This window comes from Pseudomonas sp. NPDC089734, from assembly GCF_044748865.1.
In the GTDB taxonomy this organism is placed as follows: domain Bacteria; phylum Pseudomonadota; class Gammaproteobacteria; order Pseudomonadales; family Pseudomonadaceae; genus Aquipseudomonas.
Window position 1 is genome coordinate 98,672 of record NZ_JBIVGV010000004.1, and the last position, 14,934, is coordinate 113,605.

At 59.6% G+C, this 14,934-nt stretch carries 13 protein-coding genes and 1 pseudogene; 3 read left to right on the top strand and 11 right to left on the bottom strand.

What is annotated here, in order from left to right; all coding sequences use genetic code 11:
- The first annotated feature begins 51 nt into the window (after positions 1–51).
- Positions 52–756, top strand: a complete 705-nt coding sequence (locus tag ACIPY9_RS07045; RefSeq protein ID WP_400698582.1) for a YebC/PmpR family DNA-binding transcriptional regulator — start codon at positions 52–54, stop codon at positions 754–756.
- A gap of 19 nt (positions 757–775) precedes the next feature.
- Here the strand turns inward: ACIPY9_RS07045 and ACIPY9_RS07050 are convergent, their stop codons facing one another.
- Both ACIPY9_RS07050 and ACIPY9_RS07055 read right to left on the bottom strand, forming a co-directional pair.
- Positions 776–2,086 carry a protein kinase gene (locus ACIPY9_RS07050; protein WP_400698585.1) on the bottom strand — a complete coding sequence of 437 codons (1,311 nt, stop codon included), beginning with the start codon at positions 2,084–2,086 and terminating at the stop codon, positions 776–778.
- A gap of 49 nt (positions 2,087–2,135) precedes the next feature.
- On the bottom strand, positions 2,136–2,681 hold the full coding sequence (locus ACIPY9_RS07055) for a TetR/AcrR family transcriptional regulator (RefSeq protein ID WP_400698588.1): 546 nt from the start codon (positions 2,679–2,681) through the stop codon (positions 2,136–2,138).
- A gap of 106 nt (positions 2,682–2,787) precedes the next feature.
- Between ACIPY9_RS07055 and ACIPY9_RS07060 the strand changes: the two genes are divergently transcribed.
- Complete coding sequence (locus tag ACIPY9_RS07060) at positions 2,788–4,005, top strand: MFS transporter (RefSeq protein ID WP_400698590.1); 1,218 nt, start codon at positions 2,788–2,790, stop codon at positions 4,003–4,005.
- 38 nt (positions 4,006–4,043) lie between these two features.
- On the opposite strand, the gene ACIPY9_RS07065 is transcribed toward ACIPY9_RS07060, so the two are convergent.
- The 6 genes from ACIPY9_RS07065 to ACIPY9_RS07090 all read right to left on the bottom strand — a co-directional run bounded on the left by ACIPY9_RS07065 (position 4,044) and on the right by ACIPY9_RS07090 (position 11,818).
- Entirely contained in the window at positions 4,044–5,180 is a 1,137-nt protein-coding gene (locus ACIPY9_RS07065) for a M14-type cytosolic carboxypeptidase (protein ID WP_400698592.1), read from the bottom strand.
- Positions 5,181–5,278: 98 nt separating this feature from the next.
- Positions 5,279–5,815, bottom strand: a complete 537-nt coding sequence (locus ACIPY9_RS07070; RefSeq protein WP_400698595.1) for a sigma factor-like helix-turn-helix DNA-binding protein — start codon at positions 5,813–5,815, stop codon at positions 5,279–5,281.
- 421 nt (positions 5,816–6,236) lie between these two features.
- Positions 6,237–8,201 (bottom strand): acetyl/propionyl/methylcrotonyl-CoA carboxylase subunit alpha, encoded by a 1,965-nt coding sequence (locus ACIPY9_RS07075; protein WP_400698598.1) that lies wholly within the window; start codon positions 8,199–8,201, stop codon positions 6,237–6,239.
- On the bottom strand, positions 8,198–9,022 hold the full coding sequence (locus ACIPY9_RS07080) for a gamma-carboxygeranoyl-CoA hydratase (RefSeq protein ID WP_400699083.1): 825 nt from the start codon (positions 9,020–9,022) through the stop codon (positions 8,198–8,200). Before ACIPY9_RS07080 ends, ACIPY9_RS07075 begins: the two co-directional genes overlap by 4 nt.
- Before the next feature lie 9 nt (positions 9,023–9,031).
- Positions 9,032–10,639, bottom strand: coding sequence for a carboxyl transferase domain-containing protein (locus ACIPY9_RS07085; RefSeq protein ID WP_400698600.1), 1,608 nt, complete (start codon positions 10,637–10,639; stop codon positions 9,032–9,034).
- Between the two features lie 15 nt (positions 10,640–10,654).
- The gene (locus ACIPY9_RS07090; RefSeq protein WP_400698603.1) at positions 10,655–11,818 is read right to left on the bottom strand and encodes an isovaleryl-CoA dehydrogenase; all 1,164 of its coding nucleotides are present in this window, start codon (positions 11,816–11,818) and stop codon (positions 10,655–10,657) included.
- A 114-nt stretch (positions 11,819–11,932) separates the two neighbouring features.
- On the opposite strand from ACIPY9_RS07090, the pseudogene ACIPY9_RS07095 reads away from it, so the two are divergent.
- Positions 11,933–12,232 (top strand): annotated as a pseudogene (locus ACIPY9_RS07095) (hypothetical protein).
- 283 nt (positions 12,233–12,515) lie between these two features.
- Here ACIPY9_RS07095 and ACIPY9_RS07100 read toward each other — a convergent pair.
- The 3 genes from ACIPY9_RS07100 to ACIPY9_RS07110 all read right to left on the bottom strand — a co-directional run bounded on the left by ACIPY9_RS07100 (position 12,516) and on the right by ACIPY9_RS07110 (position 14,929).
- Positions 12,516–13,415: a hydroxymethylglutaryl-CoA lyase gene (locus tag ACIPY9_RS07100; RefSeq protein WP_400698606.1), complete on the bottom strand. Its 900-nt coding sequence runs from the start codon at positions 13,413–13,415 to the stop codon at positions 12,516–12,518.
- Between the two features lie 32 nt (positions 13,416–13,447).
- Positions 13,448–13,846: a MerR family DNA-binding transcriptional regulator gene (locus ACIPY9_RS07105; protein WP_400698609.1), complete on the bottom strand. Its 399-nt coding sequence runs from the start codon at positions 13,844–13,846 to the stop codon at positions 13,448–13,450.
- Between the two features lie 153 nt (positions 13,847–13,999).
- Entirely contained in the window at positions 14,000–14,929 is a 930-nt protein-coding gene (locus ACIPY9_RS07110) for a LysR family transcriptional regulator (RefSeq protein ID WP_400698612.1), read from the bottom strand.
- Positions 14,930–14,934 lie beyond the last annotated feature (5 nt).

The following is a 14,934-nucleotide window of genomic DNA, read 5'->3' on the forward strand; positions in this document are numbered from 1 at the left end:
GCTTGCCTGACAGACCGAACGGCAAGGTGCAATCGGATCAAGAGAGCAGACATGGGCGCACAGTGGAAGGTCAAGCATAAAGAAGCGGCAGCCAACGCCAAGGGGCGTATTTTCGGCAAGCTGTCCAAGGAAATCATGATCGCTGCGCGCGCAGGTGCCGATCCAGACATGAACGCGCGTCTGCGACTGGTTGTCGAGCAGGCCAAGAAAGCCTCCATGCCGCGCGAAACCCTGGAGCGTGCCATCAAGAAAGGTGCCGGCCTGCTGGGCGATAGCGTGACTTTCGAACGCCTGACCTACGAAGGTTTTGCCCCGCACCGTGTTCCGGTCATCGTCGAGTGCCTGACCGATAACATCAACCGTACCGTTTCGGAAATCCGCGTGCTGTTCCGCAAGGGGCAACTGGGCGCTGCCGGTTCGGTTTCCTGGGACTTCCTCTATCAGGGCATGATCGAAGCGGTCCCGACTTCTCCGGACGCCGATCCCGATGAGGCGGCCATCGAAGCCGGTGCTCAGGATTGCGAAGCCGGCGAAGAGGGTGCAACCCTGTTCCTGACCGAGCCGACCGACATGGATGCCGTCTGCAAGAAGCTGCCTGAGTTCGGCTTTACCGTGCAGTCGGCCCAGCTGGGCTATCGCCCGAAAAGTACCGTAGACGGCCTGACCGACGAGCAGATGGCTGAAGTCGAGGCGTTCCTGGAAGCGATCGACAACCACGATGACGTGCAGAACGTTTACGTAGGCCTGGCTGGCTGATCGGGTGTTGCGGGATGCCTCAGGCCGAGGCATCCCATGCTTGTAGCTGTGCATGAACCGTCTGCAGTGACGGTCGTTTCCCTGTGTCGGCCTGCATGCATTGCTCTTGCAGTGTCTGGAGTCGGTCCATGACCGGCTTGTCTTCGGCTGTTGCTTCGCAGCGCGCCATCAACTCCCCCAGCAGAATCCCGAAAGCCCTTGTCTCGATACGCTCCAGTGCCATGCCCTGAGCCGGTGACGGGTGGAAGGACGCTGCGCCAAAATCCCCCAGCAGGCTGTTGCCGTTGTGCTGCAACAGAATGTTGTGGGCGTAGAGGTCGCCGTGGGTAATGCCACAGGCATGCAAGTGCGCGGTGACCGAGGCAATCGAACGCGCCAGACGAAGCAGGACCGGGAGTGTGAACCGTGTCTGGGCCGTATAGACGTCACGGGTACAGGATTCCAGGCTCGGAGGTCCGGCGAGGTTGCCGAAATCGGGCGCAATCAGTTGCATGACCAGCCCTCGTTGCTCTTGCGGATGCCCCGTGATCTGCCCCAGCACTTCGATCAGGTGCGGGTGATTGCCTGCGGCGATGCAGGCCGCCATTTCATTGAGGGGTGAGCCGTCACTTGTGACGTCGCCCTTGTAGAGCTTGATGGCCACATTTCGCTCATCGCCTTCGGTCTGCCACACGCCTTGCTGGATAACCCCGGAAGCCCCTTCGCCCAGACGCTGCCGGACACTCAAATGCCCCCACGGGATTTGTCGGATGGCGGGTTCCTGGCGTTCAGGGCAAAGCGGATTGCCGGCATAGGCCAGCCAGGCGAGGGCAGGCAGCTTCAGCAGCCAGTCGGGCAGTTCCTCAAGCCGGTTGGCGGCAATGCGGATCAGTTCCAGCCGATGGCAGTTGGCAAGGCTGGCGGGCAGACTGCTCAGTCGGTTTCCGGCGAGCATCAGTTTCTGCAAGTCGGGGCGGCGGCCCAGCTCGTCGGGCAGGGATGGCACGCAGTTGTCGGTCAGAATCAGCCAGCGCAAGCGCGGCGGCAAGGCCTGGGCGGGCACATGGGCGATCCGGTTGGCCTTGAAGCCGACGATCTGCAATTGCTGGCACTGGCCCAGGCATTCCGGCAGTTCGGTGAATCGGTTATCGGACACGAACAGCGCTTGCAGCCGTTTCAGTCGCCACAGGTCATCGGGCAGGTGGTCAAGGGCATTGTTGCTGAGGTTGAGCACTTGCAGGGAATCGGCAAGGTCGAAGATTTCCCGGGGGAATTCGGTAAGTCCGCAGGAAAGGTCCAGGCGGGTGATACCTGAAAGCTTGCCGCTGCGCAGGTCTTCAAGGGTGTGCATGAATGGGTCCGGTCAGTCGTGAAAAAGGGATTCAGCCTGTGGCGGTCGCTCAGGTCAGGGAGCGCTCCACCCAGTGATGAACCCGTGCAAGGCTGGGTGGAGCCTCGGAATAGAGAATCCGGTAAATCATGGGGGCGACAATATGGTCGATCAGGTCGTCGGCGTCGGGGCAGGGTTCTCCGCGATCCATGGCCCGATTGATGATGGTCTGCAGCTGATCGCGGACAAGTGCCGCACATTTACCGGTGCTGCCGGTTGCACTGGCGACGACGTCGCGCATCATTTCCCGGCCGGGGGCGGAAGACATTTCGTCCAGATACATTTCGCTCCAGGTCAGCAGGTCTTCACGCAGGCTGCCGCGATCGATGGGTTCTTCCGGACGCAGGCGTTCTACGGCGGCGTCGGCCAGCAGACTGGTCAGGTCGCCCCAGCGACGGTAGATGGTCGAAGGCGTCACGCCGGCACGGGCCGCGATCATCGGCACGCTCAGGGCCGAGCGTTCGTGCTCGAGCAGCAGATCGCGCACGGCGCGATGAATGGATTCCTGCACGCGGGCACTGCGGCCTCCGGTGCGAATTGCTTCTTTGATAGCCATGCGGCGGACCTTAACACAAAGTATTTGCTTTAAGCCTTATGCGGTAGCACACTCTGCAAAAGCTAAATTTTCGCTTTAATGCTGTGCGTGATTGGAGAGTGTACCCATGTCCCTTCCTTTAAAGAACCCGGATAACCCTGCCAGGGGGCGTAGACCCCTCGGGTTTCTGGCGTTGACAACCCTGTGTTTCTTCGCGGCTTCCAGTGCGCCGACTCCCTTGTATCACTTGTATCAGGAGGCCTGGGGATTTTCCTCGGGCATGCTGGCGCTGATCTTTGCGGTCTACGCCTTCAGCCTGTTGGCGGCATTGCTGGTCATGGGATCGCTGTCGGACTATCTGGGGCGCAGGCCTGTGATTTTCAGTGCCTTGCTGTTGCAGATTCTCTCGATGACGCTCTTCATCCTGGCGGATGATGTGCAATGGCTGCTACTGGCGCGTGTATTACAAGGTTTTGCGACCGGCATTGCCGCCAGTGCATTGGGGGCCGCCTTGCTGGACAGCGATCAGGTGCAAGGGCCGCTGATCAATAGCCTTTCCCCCATGTTCGGCATGGCGGCGGGGGCGCTGGGGACGGCAGTGCTGGTCCGTTTTGCGCCCATGCCTCTGTTGCTGACGTACTGCGTTCTGCTGTCAGCCTTTATCGGTCAGGCCCTGTATGTCTGGCTGATTCCCGAAACCGTCAATCGGCAACCGGGCGTCTGGAAATCCCTGTGGCCTTCCCTGCATGTTCCGGTTCAGGCCCGGCGCATGTTGTGGCTGGTGCTGCCGGTAGATATTGCTGCATGGGCGCTGGGCGGTTTCTTTCTGTCGTTAAGCCCTTCATTGCTGGCGGTGGCCACAGGCTCGACCTCGCCACTCAATGGCGGACTGGCCGTCGCTGCGCTGACGATCAGTGGGGCGCTGGCCATCCTGAACTTGCGCCAGCGTGAACCGGAGTCGGGGTTATGGGTGGGAGCAAGCTGCCTGCCTCTGGGTGTCGCCGTGATTCTTCTGGCGATCAATGCCGGCTGGCTGTGGCTGTTTTTCATTGGGGCGGTGGTGGCGGGTATCGGTTTCGGCTCGGGTTTCCTGGGAGCCTTGCGCATGTTGATGCCGCTGGCTCATGCCCATGAACGGGGAGGGCTGATGTCGGCGTTTCTGGTGCTCAGTTATCTGGCGTTCTGCATTCCGGCGCTTATCGCCGGTTTTTCTGCCCGCACTTTTGGCCTGGTGGTCACAAGCAATGTTTACGGTTCTGTGGTGATTGTCCTGGGGCTGACGGCGCTGGCAAGCCTGCTGATTCGTCGCTCCAGTGCCCAACGGATAATGGGCGTGCAATCTTGAATGCATGTGCCCGCGTTGGCGGGCACATGTGGGGGACGTCAGCGCAATACCGGAGCCATTTCCGCCATGACGGTCAGTACATCCCGGGCAAGACCGGCCGAGCGCTTGCCTGACCAGCCAGTGTGAGCGTCAGGGGCGTTGTCGTTGTCCTTGAACGGCATCTCCAGGGTCAGCGACAGGCATTTGAAGCGTTCGCCGACACTGTTGCAGGCCAGGTTCATGTTGGCCTGGCCGGGCGCGCTGCGGGGATAGCCATGCGTGTCCTGGAACTCGACGGTGATTTCACAGAGGCGACGACGGAATTGCGCTTCCAGTTGTCTCTGTTGATCGGTGTATCCGGGGTTGCCTTCGCAGGCAGCGGTAAAGACGTAGGGAATCTCTTCGTCGCCATGAACGTCGATGAACAGGTCCACGCCGTACTTTTCCATCTGCTGCCTGACGAAAAAGACCTCCGGGCTTTTTTCTGCCGTACTGTCCTGCCAGGCACGGTTCAGGTCGTTGCCCTGGGCGTTGGTGCGCAGGTGGCCATGAAAGGCGCCGTCCGGGTTCATGTTCGGCACCAGATAGAGGTCGGCGACCGAAAGCAACTGCGCCATGACCGGATCGTCCTGCTCTTGCAGGCGTTCGATCAGTCCTTCCATGAACCATTCGGCCATGTGCTCGCCGGGATGCTGCTGGGCAATCAGCCAGATCCGGCGTTTGCCCGCTGCCCCATCTCCCTTGCGCAAGAGCTGGATGTCCCGGCCTTCAACGCTCTTGCCGGTGACCAGCAACTCGGCTCCGGCCTTTTCCAGTGCCTGCTCGATCAGTCGGTCATGGCGTGCGCGACTGTAGGGCTCGAAGTAGGCGAACCATATCTGCGGTTCGCTGGGGGACAGGCTGAAGTCGAGTGCTTTTCCGTCGAAGCGGGATGGCACCCGAAACCAGTTTTCATGATCGTAGGAGGCGACGGCGTTATAGCCGCTCCAGGCACGATTGAAGGTGGATTCGCTGGCGTTGGTCAGGCTGAAGCCATGGGGCTGGCCAATGGTCAGGCCTTCGACCTTGAAATGGAACCACTGGAAATGGGCGCTTTGTGTGTCGGGGGCGATGGCCAGCTTTATCCGGGTCGGATCGCTGGCATCGAGTACCTGAATATTACCGCTGTCGAAATCGGCGCTGATGCTGAGGGTCACGGAGTATTCCTGTGTGCGTAAAGGCCACATGCAGCGAATACTCTACACCGATTGACAGCGTATATGACGGCCTGAATGTTGCGGAGCCTATCGGTTATTCAGGAAAAGGCTTCGGCCGTCATGACCAGGCTGCATACGAATGCCGTCAGCAGGCACCAGTTCAGATAGGCGCGACGCTTGCGGCGATGCCAGCCCGCGCTGCCGAGCAGGGCAGCCGGCGCCTGTAACCGTCTCCAGAGGCGTTCGCTGGTCTGGAAAGCCGAAAGGTGAGCGGTGTCGGCATCCAGCCAGTGACGGAATTCGATGCGCTGGCTCGGTGTGGTGGCCGGGCTTTGCAGATGCACATACCAGCGATTGGCCTGTTCCTGCACGGGATCTGCACCTTGTGCGTCCTCGTGCTTGTGGGCCTGTTGAAGCGCGCGCAGCATGGCTCGCTCGACCTTGTCGGTATCGACCTCGAGAAAGCTGGCGATATCGGCGTAAGGCATGCCATCGAGACGGCTGAGCAGGAATATCTGCCGGGTGCGCCGGGAAAGCCTGCCCAGGCTGCGACTCAATGCAGTGACATGCGGAGCGACGGGGGTATCGGGCTGTCGGGTGGGTAAATGCAACAGAGACGAGAGCTGGCTACTCATGATGTATCGCTCGCTGATCTTCCATGGAGGTCTTCCTTGTCGGGTGAGGGGTGTCATCCGTGACTGAAGGTCAGCTTAGTGAATACGAGAATCATTCTCAAGTGAAAAGTGGCAGCAATTACTATTTTTAATGAGGGCGGGAGCGAAAATATATGAACCGGATCAATATTATTTTGCTATGATCCGCGTCATTCAGATACACAAAGACTTCATTAGCCTGAAGCAGCAAAAACCAAAAAAAGACCCGGCAAAAAGCCGGGTCAAAAACCGTGATTAGCCTGATGAGGAGATAATCCGGGAGTCGACCTAAGACTCCTGGGTTATCCGGCAGTCTCGCGACCAGCTGATGCAATAGTAATCATTATCATTTGCAAGTCAAATGTTTTATTGCTGTGATCGAAATAAATAATGCCGCCAGCGCTCAGCTCGCTTCAATTTCGATCAGCACTTTGCCCTCGCTGACCATTTCTCCTTCCCGGCAATACAGCGCCTTCACCGTCCCGGACTGTGCTGCCCGGATGCTGTGCTCCATTTTCATGGCTTCCAGCACGACCAGTTGCGTACCGGCTTCGACTTCCTGACCTGCCTCGACCAATACCCGAACGATGCTGCCGTTCATCGGCGCTGCCAGCCCGCCTTGCACGCTGTGGCCTGAGCTGACTTCGGCAATGGGGTCTACAGACGTCAGGTTGTGCATTTCTCCCTGCCATTTCAGGTAAAGCGTATCGCCCAGGCGGATTGCCACGTGCTGATGACGGATACCGCCGCCGTCAACGATCAGTCGGTTGGCCTGCCAATGCATGGCTGAATCGTCTGTGTTGCGCAGCCGGACGATTCTTGTCTGGCCCTTGCAGCTCAGGTGCAGGTCGGTTTCGGCGGGAAGCCCGAGGCGCATGCCGGTGTTCACGGCCCAGGGAGAGCTGGAGTCGTCTGCCCGGATCCGCGCCGGCTCACTCTGGATGAAGGCCTCGGCGGCTGCCTGCCAGAACGTATCCGGAAGTTCGCTCGAAGGTGGCAGCAAATGTTCCTGATGACGGGGAATGAAGCCGGTATCCAGCTCGGCGGCGGCAAAGGCCGGGTGCCCGATGATGCGTTGCAGGAAGGCCAGATTGGTTTTCACGCCGCCCACGATGAAGGCGTCCAGCAGGCTCGACAGGCGCAGGCGGGCTTCCTCGCGGTTTTCTCCCCAGGCAATGATTTTGCCCAGCATGGGGTCGTAGAACGGCGAAATGCTGTCGCCTTCGGCCACGCCGCTGTCGATCCGCTGACCGGGCCCCAGGCCAGGCTCGCGGTAAAGGTCGAGCGTGCCGGTGGCGGGTAGAAAGTCGTGTTCCGGGTCCTCGGCATAGAGGCGCACTTCAATGGCATGCCCGTTCAGGGGGACTTGCTCCTGGCTCAGAGGCAGGGCTTCACCACGGGCGACACGGATCTGCCATTGCACCAGATCGAGCCCCGTGATGAATTCGGTCACCGGGTGTTCGACCTGCAGGCGGGTATTCATTTCCATGAAGAAAAATTCGCCGCGGGCGTCCAGCAGGAATTCGACAGTGCCTGCACCGACATAGCCAATGGCTTGTGCCGCGCGCACGGCGGCTTCCCCCATGGTTTTTCGCAATTCGGCGTTCAGGCCGGGAGCCGGGGCTTCTTCGACGACTTTCTGATGGCGACGCTGTATCGAGCAGTCCCGTTCGTTGAGGTAAAGACAATGGCCATGTCGGTCGGCGAACACCTGGATCTCGATGTGACGCGGTTTGAGCAGGTACTTTTCCAGCAGAATGCGCGAATCGCCAAATGACGATTGTGCTTCCCGTTGTGCCGAAGCCAGTGCCTGGGCCAGTTCGCCGACCTCTTCGACAATCTTCATCCCCTTGCCGCCGCCCCCGGCCGAGGCCTTGAGCAGAACGGGGTAGCCGATACGCTCGGCAGCGGCACGGAAGGTCTCCAGATCCTGAGCTTCGCCATGGTAGCCGGGGACCAGAGGGACGCCGGCCTGCTCCATCAGGGCCTTGGCGGCCGACTTGCTGCCCATGGCGTCGATGGCCGTTGCGGGTGGTCCGATGAATATCAGGCCGGCGTTCTCGACAGCGCGGGCGAAGGCGGCATTTTCAGACAGGAACCCGTAACCGGGGTGGATGGCCTGGGCGCCGCTGGCTCTGGCGGCGTCGATCAGCTTGTCGGTCTGCAGATAGTTTTCTGCGGCCTTGCTGCCGCCAAGGTCTACCCGGATGTCCGCTTCCCGGCTGTGGCGTGCTTCCCGGTCAATGGCGCTATGCACGGCCACGGTCGTCAGCCCCAGCTGTCTGGCGGTGCGCATGATGCGGCAGGCAATCTCGCCCCGGTTGGCAATCAGCAATGTCGTCAGGGCGGGAGTATTCACAGTGCTCATGATTGTGAGTCCTTGCTGTCCGGTTGTTCCTGCCAGAGTGGCTTGCGTTTTTCCAGAAAGGCCCGCAAACCCTCCTGGCCTTCGGCACTGCTGCGGATCCGTGCAATCACGCTTTCGCACTGGCGGCGCAGGGAAGGGCTGAGCTCGCCATTGCCGACCTCGCGCAACAGGCTCTTGGTGGTGCGCATGGCTTGCGGGCTGTTGAGTAACAGGGTGTCGATCCAGTGCCGGGTCGCGCTTTCCAGCTCGGCGTGCGGGTAACACTCTGCGAGCAGCCCGATCTTTTGGGCGCACACACCGTCGAAGCGTTCGGCGGTCAGGGCATAACGCCGGGTGGCGCGCTCACCGATGGCCTGGACCACAAACGGGCTGATGACTACTGGAGCCAGGCCGATGCGCACCTCGGACAGGCAGAACTGCGCATCTTCCGCTCCGATTGCCATGTCGCAGCAACTGATCAGTCCCAGTGCGCCCCCGAAGGCGGCCCCCTGAACCACGGCCAGCGTCGGCGTTTTCAGTCGGGCCAGGTTGTACATCAGTTCTGCCAGTTCCCGAGCATCGTCCAGGTTGGTGTTGTAGTCCATGTCGGCCGCCTGCTGCATCCAGTTCAGGTCGGCTCCGGCGCTGAAGTGCCTGCCGTGCCCGCGAATCAACAGGAAACGCAGGCTGGCATTGGCCTGTACCTGGTCCAGCGCCAGTATCAGCTCACGGATCATGTGGGCGTTGAAGGCGTTGTTCTTTTCCGGGCGATTGAGCCAGAGCGTGGCGAAGCCGCGGGGGTCATCGATCAGCGTTACCGTGGTGAAAGGCGTCATGGTCAGTTCCCCTGGCTACATGCGAAACAGGCCGAAAGTGGTTGGCTCGATGGGCGCGTTGAGAGAGGCGGACAGTGCCAGCGCCAGAATGTCGCGTGTCTGGGCCGGATCGATCACGCCGTCGTCCCAGAGGCGGGCGCTGGAGTAGTAGGGGTGGCCCTGATGTTCGTACTGATCGAGAATCGGTTGTTTCAGCCCGGCCTGCTGCTGTTCGCTGAAAGGCTGGCCATTGCGTTCGGCCTGTTCGCGTTTGACCTGGACCAGAACGCCGGCAGCCTGTTCGCCCCCCATCACGCCGATTCGGGCGTTGGGCCACATCCACAGGAACCGTGGATCATAGGCGCGACCGCACATGCCGTAGTTTCCGGCCCCGAAACTGCCGCCGATGATGACCGTGAACTTCGGCACCCGGGCACAGGCCACGGCTGTTACCAGCTTGGCCCCGTGTTTGGCGATGCCTCCGCTTTCGTATTTCTGCCCGACCATGAAGCCGGTGATGTTCTGCAGGAACAGCAAGGGGATGCCGCGCTGGCAGGCCAGCTCGATGAAATGCGCGCCTTTCTGGGCGGCTTCCGCGAAGAGAATGCCGTTATTGGCCAGGATTGCGACGGGGTAGCCGTGCAGGCGAGCAAAACCGCAGACCAGTGTGGTGCCGAACAGGGTCTTGAACTCATCGAATACGGAGCCGTCCACCAGTCGCGCAATGACTTCACGCACATCAAAGGGCTGTTTGGCTTCGGCCGGGATCACGCCGTACAGTTCGTTGCAGGCATACAGCGGCGCAACGGGTGTCGTGACGCTCAATTGGCCTTGCTTGCGCCAGTTGAGGTTGGCAATGCTGCGTCGGGCCAGCGCCAGGGCGTGTTCGTCGTTTTCGGCATAATGGTCGGCGACGCCGGAAACCTTGCAATGCACATCGGCACCGCCCAGTTCCTCGGCGCTGACGACCTCGCCGGTCGCGGCTTTTACCAGAGGCGGCCCGGCCAGGAAAATCGTGGCCTGGTTGCGCACCATGATCGCCTCGTCGGCCATGGCGGGTACATAGGCACCGCCTGCGGTGCAGGAGCCCATGACCACGGCGATCTGAGGAATGCCCTGGGCGCTCATGTTGGCTTGGTTGAAAAAGATCCGCCCGAAGTGTTCGCGGTCAGGAAACACTTCATCCTGGCGGGGCAGGTTGGCTCCGCCCGAATCCACCAGGTAGATGCAAGGCAGGCGATTCTGTTGGGCAATGGCCTGTGCGCGCAGATGCTTTTTGACGGTCAGCGGGTAGTACGAACCGCCTTTTACCGTTGCGTCATTGGCAATCACCATGCACTCGACACCTTCGACCCGACCGATGCCTGCGATCACACCGGCGGCAGGAACGTGTTCGTCATAGACTTCATGGGCGGCCAGCTGGCCTATTTCCAGAAAGGGTGAACCTGGGTCCAGCAGGCGATTGATCCGCTCGCGGGGTAACAGTTTGCCGCGTGCCGCATGGCGTTCCTGAGCCTTGGCGCCGCCGCCTTCGTGGATCGAGGCCAGCAGGCGGCGCAAGGCATTGACCTGTTCCAGCAAGGCCTCGCGGTTACGGGTGAATTCAGGGGCGTGTGTATCGATCCGGCTGGTCAGAATGGTCATGAAATGCTCCGCCCATCAATGCGTCTCGTTGAACAGCTCGCGGCCAATCAGCATGCGCCGGATTTCACTGGTGCCTGCGCCGATCTCGTACAGCTTGGCGTCGCGCAGAAGCCGGCCGGCCGGAAAGTCATTGATGTAGCCATTGCCGCCCAGTATCTGAATGGCGTCCAGTGCCATCTGAGTGGCCTGTTCTGCGCTGTAGAGAATGACGCCGGCGGCGTCCTTGCGAGTGGTTTCGCCCCGGTCACAGGCCTGGGCGACGGCATACAGGTAGGCGCGGCTGGCATTGAGCCGGGTGTACATGTCCGCGACCTTGCCCTGAATCATCTGGAATTCGCCGATGCTCTGGCCGAACTGTTTGCGCTCATGAATGTAGGGCAGTACCACATCCAGGCAGGCCTGCATGATTCCGGTCGGGCCGCCGGCCAGCACGACACGCTCGTAGTCCAGGCCGCTCATCAACACTTTCACGCCGCCATTGAGGGGGCCGAGCAGGTTTTCTTCCGGGACTTCGACATCATCGAAAAACAGCTCGCAGGTATTGGAGCCGCGCATGCCGAGCTTGTCGAACTTGGGGCTGCGGCTGAAGCCTTTCCAGTCACGCTCGACGATGAAGGCGCTGATGCCATGAGCGGCCTTTTCCGGCTCGGTCTTGGCGTAGATCACATAGGTATTGGCATCCGGGCCGTTGGTGATCCAGGTCTTGCTGCCGTTGAGTACGAAACGGTCGCCATGCCTGTCGGCCCGCAGTTTCATGGATACCACGTCGGAACCGGCATTGGGCTCGCTCATGGCCAGGGCACCGACCTGTTCGCCGCTGATCAGGCCGGGCAGGTAGCGAGCCTTTTGCGCCGGGGTGCCGTTGCGGTTGATCTGATTGACGCAGAGGTTCGAGTGCGCGCCATAGGACAGCGCGACCGAAGCCGAGCCGCGGCTGATTTCCTCCATGGCAACGACGTGGGCCAGATAGCCCAGGCCTGCGCCGCCATATTCTTCATCGGCGGTGATGCCCAGCAGCCCCATGTCACCGAACTTGCGCCACATGTCTGCCGGGAACAGGTTGTCGCTGTCGATCCGGGCGGCGCGGGGAGCCAGTTCGGATGCCACGAAGGATCGAACCTGATCGCGCAACATGTCGATGGTTTCACCCAGGGCGAAATTGAGGCCGGGATAGATCATGGTTAGCGCTCCTGTTTTATTGTTGGGCGGATGGGCTATGACCTTTACGTTAACGTAAGACTGCAATTGGCAAAGTGTCAATGTGGCAGGCGGGCGAGGAGGGAGGCTGGGCGAATGCCGGAAAGCACGAAGGGGAGCCTGGGCTCCCCTTCAAGGTTTCTTCGTATATGCTCTTTTTTGTTTTTCGGGCGGCCTTTTATTGTTTTTGGCGACCAGACCCTTCACATCTTTTTTGAGCGATCCCCATCCGGGATCAAGAGCAAACGTATTTTTTTGAGCGCTGATGTGGCTTTCATCGTGTCGATCCAACCGGACTCGTGCTACCTGAAGGTAGTTTTATTCTTTTTTGTCAGGTTGCGAATTCCCTTCTTCAAGGGGCTTCGGAAAGCGATCCACTTCAAAAAAATCTGTTAGCTGCGCCTCTGTCCGTGTTGTTCTTGTTATGTCAGAGCCGATACGTATTGTTTTTATTGGGTTGCTGCGATTTTTGTTTTTGTTATATCTGAGACATAGCAGAAGCCATGCCAACTTTTGATAAAGCCTTTAAACACAAGGGTTTCAGGGCTGTTCGGTGGTTGAGGTGTCAGATCCGTCAACCTGTAAATGTTTCCGTGTTACCCGTTTTGCCCGGCCAATGGTGGGAAGGGTAACACTCTGTGACAACTTGTCGCACGGCTTCGCCGACAAACGAGCCTTCTCAGACGGGTTGCCAGGCTTGCGCGACTTTCGACCCGTTGCGACGTTCCAGCACCTTGCAGATCCGCTGGCCAGCGGCAATCAGGCGTGCCATATCAACGCCGGTCTCGATCCCCAGTCCCGTCAGCATATAAAGCACATCCTCCGTTGCGACATTTCCGCTGGCTCCCTGAGCGTAGGGACAGCCTCCCAGTCCGGCGACCGAGCTGTCGAACACCTCGATCCCTTCCAGCAGGCTGGCATAGATATTGGCCAGGGCCTGGCCGTAAGTGTCGTGGAAATGTCCGGCAAGCTTGCTGCGGGGTATACGACCGGTCACGGCATCGATCAGTTTTCGGGTGGCTTCCGGTGTGCCGGTCCCGAGGGTATCGCCCAGCGATACCTCGTAACAGCCCATGTCGATCAACTCATTGGCGACCGACGAAACCTGCTGCGGTGTGACCTTTCCTTCGTAAGGGCAGCCCAGAACGCAGGAAACGTAGCCTCTGACACGGATGCCATGCCGCTGTGCCGACACCATCACCGGCAGGAAGCGCTCCAGGCTTTCACTGATGGAGCAATTGATATTGCGCCGGGAAAAGCCTTCCGAGGCAGAAGCGAACACGGCGACTTCCCTGACGCCCGCAGCAAGGGCGTCCTCGAAGCCTTTCAGGTTGGGGGTCAGGGCTGAATGAATCACGTCTGTCTGGCGACTGAGGAGGGCGAAGACTTCGGCGGAGCCGGCCATCTGCGGCACCCATTTGGCGGAAACGAAACTGCCGGCCTCGATATGCTTCAATCCTGCCGCCGACAGGTCCTCGATCAGCCGCACCTTGTCCAGGGTGCTGACGGGGCGTGCTTCGTTTTGCAGGCCGTCACGGGGACTGACTTCTACCAGGCGAACGTATCGAGGCAGTGACATGATGATCTTACCTCAGGTTATATCGAGGTTTTTTATTCAATAGATTGATTTATAAGGGTTTTATCTAGTTCTTTTCGGCAACGTTCTTCGGCCGTGTCCAGTTCCAGCTGCATTTGCCGGATATCCAGAAGCTGCTGTTCAAGCTGGTCGCGACGTTCTTCAATCTTGCCCAGCATGGTGTGCAACTGCTTTTGATTGCCGCCGCGAGGGTCATACAGCTCAATCAGCTCCCGGCATTCTGCCAGGGAGAAACCAATGCGTTTGCCCCGCAGGATCAGCTTGAGGGTGACTTTGTCGCGAGCCGAGTAGATGCGCTCAAGGCCCCGTCTTTCCGGGCTCAGCATGCCTTGCTCCTCGTAAAAGCGAATGGCGCGGGTGGTGATGTCCAGTTCGCGGGCAAGGTCGGAAATGCTGTAGGTCGGGGTGGTCATGGCTTGGCTCGTCGGTAACCCGTTCGTAAAGAGCCTAGGTCTGGCTTGACGTATACGTCAAACCAGAAGCCATACCGGACAGAAATGACAATCTAGAAAATACTTTAAGTTCTTATATAAAAACCTTTTTTATCAGTTATTTAAATCTCATAGCTAATCTTGTTTCGAGTTGTTTTCCTGCGCAGCAATACGCTGAGACAACTCGATGATCTGTTCGCGCATCCAGCGATTGGCGGGGTCCTGATCGGTGCTTTCGTGCCAGTAGAGATGGGTTTCGACCGAAGGCACATCGTTGACGGGCAGGTAGACGTAATGCAGGTCGTTGCCTCGTGCGAAGCGCTCCGGCACGGTCATGACCATGTCGGTCTGTTGCAACACCTGTGTGGCCATCAAATAGTGCTGTGAGCGCAAGGCAATCCTGCGCTGGATGCCCATTTTGCCCAGTGCCAGGTCCACATGACCCAGGCCGCTGCGACGGCTGGAGATGTGAATGTGGGCCTGTGCCAGATAATCGTCCTGGCTGACGGTCGCCTGGCTGGCCAGAGGGTGTTCCTTGCGCATTGCGCACACGTAGCGGTCTTCCATCAGCTTGACGTGGCGAACCTGCGGGTCGGTATTGAGAGGGGCGTCGACGGCAAAATCCAGACGCCCGGCCGCCAGATCCTTGGTGGTTTCGCGTCGCCGGGACAAAAAACTCTCGATGGTCACGGCGGGTGCCAGGCGTCGCAGGCGCTGGAACAGCCGGGGCAATATCACGGCCTCGGTGAGGTCGGTCATGCTGATGCGGTAGTTCTTGCTGGCCTGCGCCGGGGTGAAGATGCGGCTTTCCTGTACCGATACCCGCAGCAGCGACAAGGCGTTGCGCACCGGACCGATGATGTTCTGGGTCATGGGCGTCGGCACCATGCCCTGGGCCGTGCGCACGAAAAGTGGGTCGTTGAAGGTTTCGCGCAATCGCGCCAGGGCGTTGGAAACCGCTGGCTGGGTAATGCCCACGATCTGCCCGGCACGTGTCAGATTGGCTTCGGTATAGATGGCGTCGAAGACAATGAAAAGATTGAGATCAACCTTGCTCAGGTTCATTGGAG